13 protein-coding genes are annotated in these 13,967 nt (G+C 72.0%); 8 read left to right on the forward strand and 5 right to left on the reverse strand.

Going from position 1 to position 13,967, the window contains the following annotated elements:
• Positions 1 to 111 precede the first annotated feature (111 nt).
• Positions 112 to 1,614, reverse strand: a complete 1,503-nt coding sequence (locus tag ACFWGJ_RS32640) for an LVIVD repeat-containing protein (protein ID WP_387331875.1) — start codon at positions 1,612 to 1,614, stop codon at positions 112 to 114.
• Positions 1,615 to 1,824: 210 nt separating this feature from the next.
• Here ACFWGJ_RS32640 and ACFWGJ_RS32645 point away from each other — a divergent pair, with 210 nt between their 5' ends.
• On the forward strand, positions 1,825 to 2,496 hold the full coding sequence (locus ACFWGJ_RS32645) for a DUF305 domain-containing protein (protein ID WP_387331877.1): 672 nt from the start codon (positions 1,825 to 1,827) through the stop codon (positions 2,494 to 2,496).
• A gap of 187 nt (positions 2,497 to 2,683) precedes the next feature.
• On the opposite strand, the gene ACFWGJ_RS32650 is transcribed toward ACFWGJ_RS32645, so the two are convergent.
• The gene (locus ACFWGJ_RS32650; protein WP_387331879.1) at positions 2,684 to 3,157 is read right to left on the reverse strand and encodes a DUF6214 family protein; all 474 of its coding nucleotides are present in this window, start codon (positions 3,155 to 3,157) and stop codon (positions 2,684 to 2,686) included.
• Between the two features lie 267 nt (positions 3,158 to 3,424).
• On the opposite strand from ACFWGJ_RS32650, the gene ACFWGJ_RS32655 reads away from it, so the two are divergent.
• A complete protein-coding gene (locus ACFWGJ_RS32655; RefSeq protein WP_387331881.1) occupies positions 3,425 to 4,786 on the forward strand; it encodes an FAD-dependent oxidoreductase in 1,362 nt (453 codons plus the stop codon).
• Positions 4,787 to 4,945: 159 nt separating this feature from the next.
• On the forward strand, positions 4,946 to 6,442 hold the full coding sequence (locus ACFWGJ_RS32660; protein WP_387331883.1) for a nucleobase:cation symporter-2 family protein: 1,497 nt from the start codon (positions 4,946 to 4,948) through the stop codon (positions 6,440 to 6,442).
• Here the strand turns inward: ACFWGJ_RS32660 and ACFWGJ_RS32665 are convergent.
• Entirely contained in the window at positions 6,362 to 6,721 is a 360-nt protein-coding gene (locus ACFWGJ_RS32665; protein ID WP_387331885.1) for an ArsR/SmtB family transcription factor, read from the reverse strand. The genes ACFWGJ_RS32660 and ACFWGJ_RS32665 overlap by 81 nt on opposite strands.
• 139 nt (positions 6,722 to 6,860) lie before the next feature.
• Between ACFWGJ_RS32665 and ACFWGJ_RS32670 the strand changes: the two genes are divergently transcribed.
• Positions 6,861 to 7,940: an NADH:flavin oxidoreductase/NADH oxidase gene (locus ACFWGJ_RS32670; protein ID WP_387331887.1), complete on the forward strand. Its 1,080-nt coding sequence runs from the start codon at positions 6,861 to 6,863 to the stop codon at positions 7,938 to 7,940.
• 48 nt (positions 7,941 to 7,988) lie between these two features.
• Here the strand turns inward: ACFWGJ_RS32670 and ACFWGJ_RS32675 are convergent, their stop codons facing one another.
• Positions 7,989 to 8,735: an SDR family oxidoreductase gene (locus ACFWGJ_RS32675; protein ID WP_387331889.1), complete on the reverse strand. Its 747-nt coding sequence runs from the start codon at positions 8,733 to 8,735 to the stop codon at positions 7,989 to 7,991.
• A gap of 88 nt (positions 8,736 to 8,823) precedes the next feature.
• The gene (locus ACFWGJ_RS32680) at positions 8,824 to 9,393 is read right to left on the reverse strand and encodes a hypothetical protein (RefSeq protein WP_387331891.1); all 570 of its coding nucleotides are present in this window, start codon (positions 9,391 to 9,393) and stop codon (positions 8,824 to 8,826) included.
• A gap of 279 nt (positions 9,394 to 9,672) precedes the next feature.
• Here ACFWGJ_RS32680 and ACFWGJ_RS32685 point away from each other — a divergent pair, with 279 nt between their 5' ends.
• The 4 genes from ACFWGJ_RS32685 (at position 9,673) to ACFWGJ_RS32700 (ending at position 13,900) form a co-directional block, all read left to right on the forward strand.
• Positions 9,673 to 10,758, forward strand: coding sequence for a WD40/YVTN/BNR-like repeat-containing protein (locus ACFWGJ_RS32685; protein WP_387331893.1), 1,086 nt, complete (start codon positions 9,673 to 9,675; stop codon positions 10,756 to 10,758).
• Between the two features lie 348 nt (positions 10,759 to 11,106).
• Positions 11,107 to 11,784: a uracil-DNA glycosylase gene (locus tag ACFWGJ_RS32690; RefSeq protein WP_387331894.1), complete on the forward strand. Its 678-nt coding sequence runs from the start codon at positions 11,107 to 11,109 to the stop codon at positions 11,782 to 11,784.
• On the forward strand, positions 11,781 to 12,857 hold the full coding sequence (locus tag ACFWGJ_RS32695) for an N-acetylglucosamine kinase (protein WP_387331896.1): 1,077 nt from the start codon (positions 11,781 to 11,783) through the stop codon (positions 12,855 to 12,857). The genes ACFWGJ_RS32690 and ACFWGJ_RS32695 overlap by 4 nt, the downstream gene beginning before the upstream one ends.
• Before the next feature lie 119 nt (positions 12,858 to 12,976).
• On the forward strand, positions 12,977 to 13,900 hold the full coding sequence (locus ACFWGJ_RS32700) for a sirohydrochlorin chelatase (protein ID WP_387331898.1): 924 nt from the start codon (positions 12,977 to 12,979) through the stop codon (positions 13,898 to 13,900).
• The last annotated feature ends 67 nt before the right edge of the window (positions 13,901 to 13,967 follow it).

Consider the following 13,967-nt stretch of genomic DNA (forward strand, 5'->3'; position numbering starts at 1 on the left):
GCCCGGCGGGACGTACCACGAGGACCTCTCACGGTTCTTCGCTCCCGGGAGCCGCGAGCCGGCAGGCGGCGGTCACGGTGGCACGGCGAACCAGGAGACGGACGCGGCCGGTCAGTCGAAGTAGTCCGGCTGCGTCTGGACGTTCAGCTCGTCCAGCCGGTTCTTCTTCGCCGGGTCCGTACGACGGTCGTTGATCTTCAGAACGTCGAAGCCCTTGGCGATGTCGTTCGAGTAGATGTAGCCGTTGTAGTAGTACGCGGACCAGGAGCCGCCGGTGACCATGGTCGTGGTGCTCAGCGGACCGCGCTCGAAGAAGGCGATCTCCTTGGGCTTCGAGGAGTTCGTGAAGTCCCAGACGGAGATGCCGCCCTGGTACCAGGCCTGGACCATGATGTCCTTGCCCTTGACCGGGATCAGCGAGCCGTTGTGGGCGACGCAGTTCTCGGTGTCGGCCTGGTGGCGCGGGATCTTGAAGTAGCTCTTGAAGACGAGCTTGCGCTTGTCACCCTTGCCGACGATGTCGTAGATGCCGTCCGCGCCGCGGTTCGGGCCCACGGTCTCGTTGCAGGTGGCCGCACCGCCGCCGCCCAGCTCGTCGGTGAAGACGACCTTGTTGGCCTTCTGGTTGAAGCTCGCCGAGTGCCAGAACGCGAAGTTCACGTTGTCCTGGACCTGGTCGATGATCTTCGGGTTCTCCGGGTCCTTGATGGAGAACAGGATGCCGTCACCCATGCAGGCGCCCGCGGCGAGGTCCTTGGAGGGCAGCACGGTGATGTCGTGGCAGCCGGTGGTCTTGGAGACACCCGGGTTGGTGGGACCACCGGGGTTGCCGCCGCCGTCCGGGCCCTCACCGGGGAACAGCACGGGGAAGTTGACGACCGCGGCCTTCTCGGGCGCCTTGCGCGGCACCTTGATGATCGAGATGCCGTCGTGCGGCGGCTGGCAGTCGGGGAACGTGGCGCTCGGCGAGTACGAGGACACGTAGATGTAGACGTTCTTGCGCTCCGGCACCAGCGTGTGGGTGTGGGAGCCGCAGGCGGTCTCGACGGCGGCGACGTACTTCGGGTTCTTCTTGTCGCTGATGTCGAAGACCTTCATGCCCTCCCAGGAGGACTTCTCGGTCGCGGGCTGCGTGGTGCTGCTGCAGGAGTTGTCGCTGCGCGAGGAGTCCGTGGACAGGAAGAGCAGGTCGCCGGAGACGGTGATGTCGTTCTGCGAGCCCGGGCAGAGCACCTGGGAGACCGTCTTCGGGGCCTTCGGGTTGCTGATGTCGAAGATGCGGAAGCCGTCGTAGTTGCCGGCGAACGCGTACTTGCCCTGGAAGGCGAGGTCCGAGTTGGTGCCGGGCAGGGCGTCCTTGGGGATGTTCGTGAGGTGCTGGATGTTGTCCGAGTGGACGATCTCGTCCTGCCCGGGTATCTCGCCGCTCGCGATCGCCGCTCGGGCCTCGGCCGCCTCGCTCTTGGAGACCTTCTCCGAAGTCACCGGAGCGTCCCCGGGGTCGGGGGTCGCGACCGCGGGTCCTGCCGTGAGCAGGGCGGCCAGCAGGCCGGCCGCGGTGGCGGCAACTCCCAGACGTCTGCGCCGCGTTCGGTGATTGTTCAACAGGGTCACTGCGTCCTCCCTAGTAGCCGTTCGCAGTCGAACGGTTCAGGTACCTCCGAAGTATCGTCTTCAGCATGCACAGATCAACAGGTGGCAACGTATTCGTAATGAATGTTTTTGATCATTGGCGTGCGGAAGCGTGCTAGGACGGTCATCGACACTCACAAGGTGTCCGCACTCGTCAGGTGTAGGTCGATTCATGTGCCACAGGAGGTCACTGTGCTCGCTCGCCGTACGTCCCGCCGTACGTATCGCCGTCTGATCACGGCGTCCGTGACGGTTGCCGTCCTCGCTCTGGGCGGCTGCACGGGCTCCGACGACGACGCCAAGTCCGCGCCGGGCACGGGCCCTTCGGTGATAGCGCCGGGCAAACCGGGCGAGGCCGCCGAGACGCTCTCCGCCGAGGACGCCGCGAAGCAGCGCTCCGACGACGACACCCCCAACTCCGCGGACTTCGACTACGCCCGGATGATGATCGAGCATCACAACCAGGCCATCGAGATGACCGAACTCGCCCCGAAGCAGGCCTCGTCGACACCGGTGAAGCGCCTCGCCGAGCGGATCGCCGCCTCACAGGGGCCGGAGGTCGACACGATGCGGGCCTGGCTCAAGAACCACGGCGGCGACAAGAAGAGCGACAAGGGTTCCGGGGAGCATCACCACGACGTGATGCCGGGCATGGCGACCGACGCGCAGCTCAAGACGCTGCGCGCGGCGAAGGGCAAGGCGTTCGACGAGCTCTTCCTGAAGCTGATGATCACCCACCACAGCGGGGCGATCACCATGGCCACGGACGTCCTCTCCCAGGGCAACAACATCCAGATAGGCGAAATGGCCGACGACGTGATCGCCCAGCAGACGAGCGAGATCAGCAGGATGCGCGAGATGTAACGCATCTGCTTCACGTCCTCCTACGGGAAACGCCCCCGCGGGAAACGCCCCTGCGGGGAACGCCCCGCAGGGGCGCCCTCAAGGGGCGCGGGGAACTGCGCGCCCAGCCACGACGCACCCGCACCCGCACCCGCACCCGGGCAACAGGCGACCGCCCCTCTCCGGACGCCGCCGGAATCAGCCGGCGTCACCGCCGAACATGCCGCGGCGCCAAAAGCCCCGCATCCCGCGCCCCCGCGATCAACCGGAGCGACCGCCGCCGGCTGTACCCCGTCACGGACATCACCGCGAGCACCGGATCCCGCCCCGCCCGCTGGGCCGCCAGATACTCCCCGGCGACCAGGCGGCGGCTCTCGGCACCGCGCGGCAGCGCGGGGCGCGCGTGCCGCTTGTCGGGGCTCCCGTCACCACCGGCGGCGCCCGCCACGACGGGCGCGCCCCCGCACGCCTCAAGGAGCGGGCCCTCGATCCAGTCGGCGAGCACGGCCAGGTCGTCGAGGGAGAGCGCGGGCCGGGCCCGTACGTCCTCGACGGCGACGTCCCCCTCGCACACCGCCGCGAGCAGGTCGACACCGGCTCCGTCGGCGAAACTGAGCCGGACATCGCACCACGTCGTGGCGGTGTCGTTCTCCCGCACTTCCCAGGCGCGCCGTACGGACACCGCCCCGTCCGGCTCATCACGATCAGAAAGATTAAGAAAGGATGTTTCCAGCACATACGCAACGTAACCGCATGATCACATTCATTGCGGCCAGGCACGCGCGCGTGGTCCGCGCGGCACACGGTCGGCGCAGCGCCCCGTCCCGGCCGCCCCGGCCGCGCCCCGGTTGCGTCCCGGCCCTTCCTCGCCCCTCCCCCGGCGCGCGGTGCGATGCGATGCTGGATGCGCCAGCGAGCTTCTCGTTCTCCTCGGGGAAGGGGTTGTGCCGTGCTGCAGGTCGCCGTCGTCGGTTCGGGGCCGAGTGGGGTGTACGCCGCGCAGGGTCTCGTCCAGCAGGAGCGGGTGCCCGGGATCCGGGTGGACGTGCTGGACCGGCTGCCGTGCCCGTACGGCCTGGTGCGCTACGGCGTGGCGCCCGACCACGAGAAGATCAAGTCGTTGCAGGGCACCCTGCGTGCGGTCCTGGAGCACGAGCGGGTGCGGTTCCTCGGCGGAGTCCGGATCGGCCCGGACGGGCTGCCTGCCGCCCGGCTCCGGGAGCTGTACCACGCGGTCGTGTACTGCGTGGGCGCCGCCACCGACCGGCGTCTGGGCGTGCCGGGCGAGGAGCTGCCGGGCAGCTGGTCGGCGACCGACTTCGTGTCCTGGTACAGCGCGCACCCGGACGTCGTGTCCGACGGGTTCGGAGCCGGCGGTTTCGTGGCGGGCGCGCGGGCGGCGGTCGTCGTCGGCGTGGGGAACGTGGCGGTGGACGTGACCCGGATCCTGGCCCGCGGCGCCGCGGAACTGAGCCCGACCGACATGCCCCAGGCGGCGCTCGACGCGCTGTCCGCGAGTCGGGTGCGGGAGATCCAGATGGTGGGGCGGCGCGGCCCCTCGCAGGCCCGCTTCACCACCAAGGAACTGCGGGAGCTGGGCGGCCTGCCGGACACCGAGGTCGTCGTGGATCCGGCGGAGTTGGCGCCGGATCCGGCGTACCGGGACCCGTCCGCCCTGCCCGCCGCGCAGCGGCGCAACGTCGAGGTGCTGCGCGGGTGGGCCGCGCGCCCGCGGGCCGCCGGCTCCCGGCGGATCCGGCTCCGCTTCTTCCTGCGGCCGGTGGAACTGCTCCCGGACGGCAGCGGGCGCGTGGGCGCGGTCCGCTTCGAACGGACCGTCCCTGACGGCCCGGGCGGCGTGACGGGCACGGGGCGGTACGAGGACATCGAGGCCCAGTTGGTCCTGCGCTCGGTCGGCTACCGCGGGGTTGCGCTGGAGGGCCTGCCGTTCGACGCGGACCGCGGTACCGTCCCGCATCTCGCGGGCCGGGTCCTGCGGGCGGGCTCGGTCTCGCCCGGTGAGTACGTGGCCGGCTGGATCAAGCGCGGCCCGACGGGCGTCATCGGCACCAACCGTCCCTGCGCGAAGGAGACGGTGACCTCGCTCCTGGAGGACGCCCCCGCCCTCGTGCGCCGCGAGGTCCCGCCCGACCCGCTGGCCGCCCTGCGGTCCGAGGGCCTGCACCCGGTCGACTGGTCGGGCTGGCAGTCGATAGAACGCGCGGAAGCGGCCCTGGGCGCATCCCTGGGCAGGAGCGTGGTCAAACTCCCCGACTGGCAGGCGCTGATGGATGCGGCGCGGCCCCTTTAGGGGCGCGGGGAACTGCGCGACCAGCCACGTACAACCCGCAGGTTGCAACCGGCCCCTCCGGGCAGGACACCAACCGGCAACACCCCTGAAATCAACATTCTGTTTAACCCCCGTACGGTCACGGACAGCCCCCTCCCCGCCACTCCAGGAGTCATGCCCATGGCAACCCCCACCCCCGAGCCCGCACGGCAAGTGCACCCCGTGGACGAGATCCCACCCGTCCACAAACTCGCCGCGTTCGCCCTCCAGCACGTCCTCGCGATGTACGCCGGCGCCGTCGCCGTCCCCCTGATCGTCGGCAGCGCGATGAAGCTGTCGCCCGCGGACATGGCGTACCTGATCACCGCGGACCTGCTGGTGTGCGGTATCGCGACGCTCATCCAGTGCGTCGGCTTCTGGCGGTTCGGGGTACGGCTGCCGATCATGCAGGGCTGCACCTTCGCGGCCGTGTCGCCGATGGTGCTGATCGGGACGGGCGGCGGCGGACTGCCCGCGATCTACGGCTCGGTGATCGTCGCCGGTCTCGCGATCATGCTGCTCGCCCCGGTCTTCGGGAAGCTGCTGCGGTTCTTCCCGCCGCTGGTCACGGGCACGGTGATCCTCATCATCGGGCTCTCGCTGCTGCCGGTGGCCGGCAACTGGGCGGCGGGCGGCGCGGGTTCCGCGGACTTCGGCGAGCCGAAGAACCTGGCGCTGGCCGCCTTCGTCCTCGCGGTGGTGCTCGGTGTGCAGCGGTTCGCGCCGGCGTTCCTGAGCCGGATCGCGGTGCTGATCGGCATCGCCGTGGGTCTCGCGGTCGCGGTCCCGTTCGGCTTCACGGACTTCGGCGGGGTCGGGGACGCGCACTGGCTCGGCATCAGCACGCCGTTCCACTTCGGCGCCCCCGCCTTCGAGGCGTCGGCGATCGCGTCGATGCTGGTCGTGGCGCTGGTGACGATGACCGAGACGACCGGTGACTTCATCGCGGTGGGCGAGATGACGGACCGTCGGATCGAGCCGCGCACCCTCGCCGACGGGCTGCGCGCGGACGGCCTGTCCACCGTCCTGGGCGGTGTGTTCAACACCTTCCCGTACACGGCGTACGCGCAGAACGTCGGCCTGGTCGGCATGACCCGGGTCCGCAGCCGCTGGGTCGTGGCCGCCGCGGGCGGCATCCTGGTCGTGCTCGGCCTGCTGCCCAAGCTGGGCGCGGTGGTCGCCGCGATACCGGCTCCGGTGCTCGGCGGCGCCGGTCTGGTCATGTTCGGGACGGTCGCCGCGAGCGGGCTGCGGACCCTGGCGCAGGTGGACTTCAAGGGCAACGACAATCTGACGGTCGTGGCCGTCTCGGTGGCCGTGGGCATGCTGCCGGTCGGTGTTCCGGCGGTGTACGAGAAGTTCCCCGACTGGTTCCAGACGGTGATGAACAGCGGCATCAGCGCGGGCTGCCTCACCGCGATCGCCCTGAACCTGCTCTTCAACCACCGCGCCTCGAAGGGTGGTTCAGAGGTGGGCGGCGCAGAGACGGGTGGTTCAGAGGTGGGCGGCGCAGAGGCGGACGGTTCGCAGGCGCCCGGGATCCCCGCGCAGGGCGGTTCAGCGGCCCCCGAGGCGGACGGCCTGGCGGGCGGCCGCGGCGAGGACGCTGTCGAGAAGTCCCGGGAAGAGGCCGTCTAGGTCGTCGCGGCGCAGCCCGTTCATCTTGGCGGTGCCCCGGTAGATCTGCCGGATCACCCCGGCCTCGCGCAGCACCCGGAAGTGGTGCGTGGTCGTGGACTTGGTGACGGGCAGATCGAAGTGCGAACAGGAGAGCTCGTCGCCGTCGGCGGCGAGCTCCCGCACGACCTGCAGCCGCAGCGGGTCGGAGAGCGCGTGCAGCACGGCCTCCAGCCGGATCTCCGCGCGCTGCGGGTGCGGCAGGTCGCGGCTGCTGCCGGTGGGGGCGGCGGTCGTCACGGCGGCTCCAGTGCGTCGGGTCCGGAGGTCTCCCCGGAGTCCCCCATTGTACGAGAACTCTCGTAGTTTGACATCCACCGTACTACGATGCCTATCGTACGAGTCGGCAACCCCGCCCCGCCATGATTGGAGTCCCGCCGTGAGCGCGCTCTTCGAGCCCTACACCCTGCGCGAGCTGACCGTCCCGAACCGGGTCTGGATGCCGCCGATGTGCCAGTACTCGGCCGCGCCGGAGGGCCCCGAGGTGGGCGCGCCGAACGACTGGCACCTCCAGCACTACGGGGCGCGCGCCGCCGGCGGAGCGGGCCTGATCATCGTCGAGGCCACCGCGGTCAGCGCCGAGGGCCGGATCTCGCCGTACGACCTGGGCATCTGGAACGACACCCAGGTCGAGGCGTTCCGCCGGATCACGCGCTTCCTGGTGTCCCAGGGCACGGTCCCGGCGATCCAGCTCGCGCACGCCGGCCGCAAGGCCTCGACGGACCGCCCCTGGACGGGCGGCGCGCCGGTCGGACCCGAGGCGCACGGCTGGCAGGCACTCGCGCCGAGCCCGCTCGCCTTCGACGAGAACCACCCCGTGCCCACCGAGCTGACGGTGGACGGGATCCGCGAGGTCGTCGGCCAGTTCGCCGACGCCGCACGGCGGGCGCTGGAGGCGGGCTTCGAGATCGCCGAGGTGCACGGCGCGCACGGCTACCTGATCGGCGAGTTCCTCTCCCCGCACTCCAACCGGCGCACGGACGCGTACGGCGGCTCGTTCGAGAACCGGGTGCGCTTCGCCCTGGAGGTCGTCGACGCCGTGCGCGAGGTGTGGCCCGACGACAAGCCCCTGTTCTTCCGGATCTCGGCGACCGACTGGCTGGAGGAGAACGGCTGGACGGCCGACGACACGGTCCGTCTCTCCGCCGAGCTGACCGCCCATGGTGTCGACCTGGTCGACGTGTCCACGGGCGGCAACGCGGCCGGTGTACGCATCCCGCTCGGCCCGGGCTACCAGGTCCCCTTCGCCGCCCGCATCAAGAACGAGACCTCCATGGCCGTCGCCGCCGTCGGCCTGATCACCGAGGTCGAGCAGGCCGAGAAGATCCTCGCCAACGGCGAGGCGGACGCCGTGCTGCTCGGCCGGGAACTGCTGCGCAACCCCTCCTGGGCCCGGCACGCGGCCCGCGAACTCGGGGACTCCGTGCACGTACCGGACCAGTACCACCGTTCGGTCTGACGAAGCCGGTCACCGCCCCTCGGCAGCCGACCGCCGGTCACCGAGGGGCTAGCGGCGGCTGTCGAGCCAGTCCGCGAAGCGGGTCGCGGCGAGATGGGCCCCGGGGCCGGGCAGCAGCTCGCGTCCCTGCGGGTTCGCGCCGAAGTAGCCCACCGACTCGTCGGTGACAACCTCGCGCGGGTCCTTCTCGGCCGCCAGGCCCGTACGGACGAATGCGTCGAGGTGCAGCTCCTCGGGGCCCGCCACCTCGGTGGTGCCGTTCAGCGGAGCCGCCACGGCGACCCGGGCGACCGCCGCGACCACGTCGTCGGACGCGAGGGGCTGCAGGAGCGAGGAGGGCAGCCGGACCGTGTCGCCCTCGGTGGACCCGGCCGCGATGCCCTTCACGAACTCGAAGAACTGCGTGGCACGCACGATCGAGTACGCGATCCCGGACCCCTTGATCAGCTCCTCCTGGGCGACCTTGGCGCGCAGGTAGCCCGAGTCGGGCAGCGCGTCGCTGCCCACGACCGACAGGGCGACGTGGTGTCCCACGCCCGCCGCGGCCTCGGCCGCCACGAGGTTGCCCGTGGACGTGCGGAAGAACTCCAGCACCGCGCTGTCCTCGAACGAGGGCGAGTTGGACACGTCGACGACGACCTCCGCACCCTTCAGCGCCTCGTCGAGTCCTTCGCCGGTGACGCTGTTGACGCCGGTGTTCGGGGAGGCCGGGAGGACGTCGTGGCCGTCCGCCCGGAGCGTGTCCACCAGCTTCGACCCGATGAGCCCGGTACCGCCGATCACTACGATCTTCATGCTGCGACCTTTCCGGTTTCGTACGTCGGAATCGGACGTACACCATGCTGACCGGTCAGGGTCCGGATCTGTGACAGCCAAAACCGCCTCAGCCGGTCTTCCACCTCCATTGGGGGCCGACCCGCTCCCATTCCGTGTCCCACTGGTCGAGCCGCCGTCGCTGCAGGCGCTCCGAAACCACCCGCCCGCCCGCGAGGGGCACGAGCGCCGCGGTCGAACCCACCAGGATCCCGATCAGCCCCGCCCGCAGGCTCGCCTGGGCCTCCGTGGCGGGCCGGGTGACCATACGGCCCTGGAGGTCGGTCCACACGGTGACCGGGGTCCCCGCGGCGCTGCCCGGCGCGACCCGGGTCTGCCCCCGGTGGGCGGGGCCGTGCGCGGCAGGCCAGCGGACCTCGGCCCACACCTGTTCGGAACCGGCGGCCGTACCCGGCGCGCGCTCGGTGAGCACCGCGGTCACGGGACGCCACTCGTCACGCTCCCGCGCGAGATTCAGCTCGACCGACCGCGTCGCCCACAGCCCCCCGAGCGTTCCGGCGAGCAGGGCCAGCAGCCCGACGGCGAGCATGGTCCAGGCCTCGATCCTGTCGCTGCGCCGCCGCAGCGGATTGGGCCACCATCGCCACAGCAACGCCCTCGGACCACGCAAAGCCGCCATCGGGGCCCCTCTCCACACGCGCACACAGGACCCCCTCCCATACGGGTGCGGCGGCCCGCTTGCTCACGAGACGTGCCCCACATCCCCGGCACGTCCCCGGCGCACCCCCGGCATCTCTCCGGCACCTCTCCGGCACCTCTCCGGTGCGTCGCGGACACGGCGGTGGTTCGTCCGGGGAAACGCCCTGACCTGCACCGATATGCCGTCCGGGGGTGACTGTCAGTGGTGGGGTGCAGACTGGCCGACATCTGAGACAACGACGTCCGGAGGTGGATCGGCATGACCGAGGTACTGCTCACGGTTGGCACGCGCAAAGGACTGTTCGTCGGGCGGCGGCGCGGCGGCGCGTGGGAGTTCGACGACAGTCCGTACTTCAACGCCCAGGCGGTCTACTCGGTCGCGATCGACACCCGTCGTGACGTGCCGAGACTGCTCGTGGGAGGCGACAGCGCGCACTGGGGCCCGTCGGTGTTCCACTCCGACGACCTGGGACGCACCTGGACCGAACCGGCCAAGGCTGCCGTCAAGTTCCCCCAGGACACGGACGCTTCGCTGGAGCGGGTCTGGCAGCTGCACCCGGCGGCGGCCGAGCCGGACGTGGTGTACGCGGGCACGGAGCCGGCCGCGCTGTACCGCTCGACGGACCGCGGCGAGTCCTTCGAGCTGGTCCGCCCGCTCTGGGAGCACCCCACCCGCTCGCGGTGGGTGCCCGGCGGCGGCGGTGAGGGTCTGCACACGATCCTGACCGACGCCCGCGATCCGCGGGCGCTGACGGTCGCCGTGTCCACGGCCGGCGTCTTCCGTACGGAGGACGGCGGGGAGAGCTGGGCGCCGTCCAACTCCGGGGTCTCGGCGGTGTTCCTGCCCGATCCGAACCCGGAGTTCGGCCAGTGCGTCCACAAGGTCGCGCAGGACGCGGCCACGGCCGACCGGCTCTATCTGCAGAACCACTGGGGGGTGTACCGCAGCGACGACGCCGGGGCGCACTGGACGGACATCGGCGAGGGACTGCCGTCCACGTTCGGCTTCGCCGCGGCAGCGCACCCCCACCGCGGGGACACCGCCTACGTGTTCCCGATCAACGCCGACTCCGACCGGGTCCCGGCGGACCGCCGATGTCGTGTCTTCCGCACGGCGGACGCCGGCAAGAGCTGGGAGCCGCTGACGGCGGGGCTGCCGCAGGAGGACCACTACGGCACGGTGCTGCGGGATGCCCTGTGCACGGACGGCGCGGACCCGGCGGGGGTGTACTTCGGCAACCGCAACGGCGAGGTGTTCGCGTCGGCCGACGACGGCGACACCTGGCAGCAGCTGGCGTCGCACCTGCCGGACGTGCTCTGCGTACGGGCGGCGGTGATCGGTTGAGCCCCCGCACACGGCCGGCCCCCGCCGTGCGGCAGGTTTCCGCCGTGCGGCAGGTTTCCACCGTGCGGTCGTCCCCGGCCGCACGACCGGTCCTTGACGCACGACCGGTCCTCGACGCACGGCAGGTGTCCGGTGCACGCCAGGTGTCCGGTGCACAGCCGATTTGCGGTGCACTGGCGATTTCCGATGCGCGGGCGATTTCCGGTGGGTGGGCGGGCGATGACGGGAGCCCGGGGTGTGGCGTCCGCCAGGGCGTCAACAGCCGCCGCCTGCACCGCACATGTCACCGCACGGCATGCGGCGGCCTCGGGTTGATCGACGGCCCGTGCACGGCAGTAGGGTGACGCCGTGGCACCACGACCGTTGCATGAGATTGTCGAACCCGGCTGGGCCAAAGCCCTCGAACCGGTGGCCGGACGGATCACGGAGATGGGGGACTTCCTGCGCGCAGAGATCGCCGCGGGCCGCACCTACCTACCCGCGGGCCCGAACGTCCTCCGCGCCTTCCAACAGCCCTTCGACGACGTCCGGGTCCTGATCGTCGGCCAGGACCCCTATCCGACCCCGGGGCACGCCGTGGGGCTGTCGTTCTCGGTCGCGCCCGAGGTGCGACCGCTGCCCGGCAGCCTCATCAACATCTACCGGGAGCTGAGCACCGACCTGGGCCTGCCCCCGCCGTCGAACGGCGATCTGACCCCCTGGACGCGGCAGGGCGTGCTGTTGCTCAACAGGGCGCTCACCACGGCCCCGCGCAAACCGGCCGCCCACCGCGGCAAGGGCTGGGAGGAGGTCACCGAACAGGCCATCCGGGCCCTGGCCGCCAGGGGAAGACCGCTGGTGTCGATCCTGTGGGGGCGCGACGCCCGCAACGCCCGGCCCCTGCTCGGCGACCTGCCCTCGGTGGAGTCCGCGCACCCGTCGCCGATGTCGGCGGACCGCGGCTTCTTCGGCTCGCGGCCCTTCAGCCGGGCCAACGACCTGCTGAAGGGCCAGGGCGGCGAACCGGTGGACTGGCGGCTGCCGTGACCGGTGCCGGCAGCGGGCCGGGCGGCGGGTCCGGTGTCCTGGGGGTGGACTCCGGCGGATCGGGGCTGCGGGTCGTCCTGGCCGTCGACGGGGGCCGGATCACGGCTCCTTTGACGTCCGGGGAGCCGGTGCGCACCGGACCGCGCGGCATCGACGCCGGGCATCTGCTCGGTCAGCTGCTGCCGATGGCACGGCAGTTGACGGCGGACGCCGGGGTCGGCACGCTCCGGGCCGTCACCGTCGGCGCGGCCGGCCTCACCACTTTGGGTGACGCGCTGCGCGCCGAGCTGCCGTCCGCGCTGGCCCGCGAACTCGGCGTACGGCGGCTGGCCCTGGTCGCGGACGCCGTCGCGGCCTACACGGGCGCGCTGGGGCAGCGGGTGGGCGCGGTCGTCGCCGCCGGTACGGGGATGATCGCGATCGGCACGGACCTGCGTGCGTGGCGCAGGGCGGACGGCTGGGGCCATCTGCTCGGGGACAGCGGCAGCGGCGCCTGGATCGGCCAGGCCGGCCTCGACGCGGCGCTGCGCGCCTACGACGGGCGGCCCGGTGGCTCGGCGCCGCTCCTGGCCCGCGTCGAGGCGGTGTTCGGCTCCGCACCGGCGGTGCCGGGCCGGCTGTATCCGCGCCCGGACCGCCCGGCCGTGCTGGCGGCCTTCGCGCCCGAGGTGGCCGCCTGTGCCGACGGCGGCGACCCGGCCGCGCTCGGTGTCCTGGCCGCCGCGGCCCGGCACATCGCCGACTCGGCCGCCGCGGTGTGCCCCACGGAGGCGGACGTGCCGCCCACGGGCGCCGAGGGGGCGGGCGAGGTGCGTCTCGCGCTCACCGGCGGGCTGTTCAGGATGGGCGACCCCCTCCTCGTACCGTTGCGGGCCGCGCTGGCGGAGCGGCTGCCGCACGTGCGGGAGGTGCCTGCCGCGGGTGACCCGCTCGACGGGGCCGTCGGCATCGCCGTCGAGCTGGCCGACGACCGACTCACGCTGCCGCGCGACGACAGCATGCTGTTCGTCGTACGGGACATTCCGGATGCCGCGGGAGCCTCGGACATCCGTTCGCAAGATCGCTCTCCGTGATCCACAGATAACCAGGGAGATCGCTCCGCGCGTAACTCATCAGACAAAACCGGACGGATACCGCTCACCTGCACCCTCCCCGAACAGGGGAGCCCAGGAAACCAGTAACATTCGGCGCCATGAGCTCCCCCACTGGGCCCGCGTCCGGCCTGCCAGTACGAATGCCGCGACCCCGCCAGCCCGGTCGGCACCGCCGGCCGGAACCGCTGGCGGCTCCCGAGGGCGCGCCCTCGCTCGTCCTCGCGGTGCCGGGCACGCCCAGCGCCGCCACCCGCAGCCTCGCCGAGGAGATCGTGAGCATCGCACGCTCCGAGCTCCCCGGCCTCGACGCCAGGATCGGGTACCTCGACGGGGACGACGCCGAGTTCCCCACCCTCCAGTCGGTGCTCGCGCACGCCTCCGAGGAGCGCGCGCAGCGCTTCGAGCAGGCCCGGGCGGCCGGTGTGGACGCGGTGGAGCCCGACGGGCCCGTCGCCGTGGTCGTGCCGCTGCTCGCCGGCCCGGACAACGCGCTGCTGCGCCGCGTCCGCCAGGCCGTCATGGACAGCCGCGTCGCGGCCGACCTGACGGATGTGCTCGGCCCGCACCCGCTGCTCGCCGAGGCACTGCACGTGCGCCTTTCCGAGGCGGGTCTGGCGCGCGCCGACCGGGCCAGGCTGTTCACCGTGGCGACCGCCGCGGACGGCATCATCCTGGCGTCCGTGGGCGGCGACGAGGCCGTGCAGGCGGCCGGGATCACCGGCATGCTGCTCGCCGCGCGCCTCGCCGTGCCCGTGATGGCGGCGGCGCTGGACGAGGAGGGCTCGATCGCGGCCACCGCCGAGCAGCTGCGCAACTCCGGTTCCCAGCAGCTGGCGCTCGCCCCGTACCTGATCGGCCCCGAGCTCGACCCGGGGCTGCTCGACGAGGCCGCGAAGGAGGCGGACTGTTCCGCCGCCGAGGCGCTGGGCCCGTACCCGGCGATCGGCAAGCTGGCGCTCGCCAAGTACACGTCGGCGCTCGGTATCGCACCGCCGCAGCCGCAGGGCGCGCCGGTCCGCTGACGCGCCGACCGGGCGGTCCCGTACAGGCACCAACCCCGAAGGGCCCGCTCCGTCTCCGGAGCCGGGC

The sequence above is a fragment of the Streptomyces sp. NPDC060205 genome, from assembly GCF_042728395.1.
Lineage (GTDB): Bacteria > Actinomycetota > Actinomycetes > Streptomycetales > Streptomycetaceae > Streptomyces.

What these genes read in the sequence shown, in the direction of transcription:
- ACFWGJ_RS32660 (WP_387331883.1), top strand. Translation starts at nt 4,946, where the DNA reads ATGGCAACCCCCACCCCCGAGCCCGCACGGCAAGTGCACCCCGTGGAC.
- ACFWGJ_RS32675 (WP_387331889.1), bottom strand. Translation starts at nt 8,735, where the DNA reads ATGAAGATCGTAGTGATCGGCGGTACCGGGCTCATCGGGTCGAAGCTG.
- ACFWGJ_RS32680 (WP_387331891.1), bottom strand. Translation starts at nt 9,393, where the DNA reads ATGGCGGCTTTGCGTGGTCCGAGGGCGTTGCTGTGGCGATGGTGGCCC.
- ACFWGJ_RS32685 (WP_387331893.1), top strand. Translation starts at nt 9,673, where the DNA reads ATGACCGAGGTACTGCTCACGGTTGGCACGCGCAAAGGACTGTTCGTC.
- ACFWGJ_RS32700 (WP_387331898.1), top strand. Translation starts at nt 12,977, where the DNA reads ATGAGCTCCCCCACTGGGCCCGCGTCCGGCCTGCCAGTACGAATGCCG.